Source organism: Neisseria sp. P0001.S005, from assembly GCF_051963715.1.
On record NZ_JBQCTZ010000488.1, the window covers coordinates 1 to 657 of the forward strand.

The following is a 657-nucleotide window of genomic DNA, read 5'->3' on the forward strand; positions in this document are numbered from 1 at the left end:
GGCGGCCCATGCGATAACGGAACCGACGATGGTGTCGATGATGCGGATGGGCATGGCGTGGTACACGTCCAAACCGGCAAGCGAAAGGCTGGTCAGGGCTTGGATGGTGATGAAGAATGTGGAGAAGCTGTATTTGTAGCTTCGGGTCATGAAGAACAGGGTGGTGCTGGCGATGACAATCCAGAGCTTGGTTTCAACAGACGGGGTGAAGTAGGGGACGAGCGAACCGACAATCACGCCGAGAATCGTGCCGGCAATGCGTTGGTACACGCGGCTTTTGGTGGCGGTGTAGTTAGGCTGGCAGACGAAAAGGGCGGTCAGCAGAATCCAGTAGCCGAGGTTGAGATGGAGGATTTCGACAATGATGCAGGCCGCGGCCACGACGATGGAGAGGCGGGTGGCATGGCGGAAGACGCCGGATTCGAAATTGAGCTGGCTGAGGACGGTTTCGCCGATATTGCGGAACTTGGTGTTTTCAAGGGCGGCAATGCGGGTGTCGGCGTTGTCGTTTTCGGCAAGGGACGCATCGTTTTGCAGTTGCCGCAGTTGGTAATCGACGCTGCTGAGATTGTCGAGCAGACGGCGGATATTGTGGAGGTTGGCATTGTCGGCATGGGTCTCGGCAAAATGGCTGAGGGATTGGCGGCAGCCTTCCAT

General features: G+C 57.2%; 1 protein-coding gene. It reads right to left on the reverse strand.

Features of this window, described 5'->3' with window-relative positions; translation table 11 throughout:
* The coding region (locus ACTHSP_RS21235; RefSeq protein WP_440346912.1) for an FUSC family protein at window positions 1–657 on the reverse strand (657 nt) is incomplete at both ends.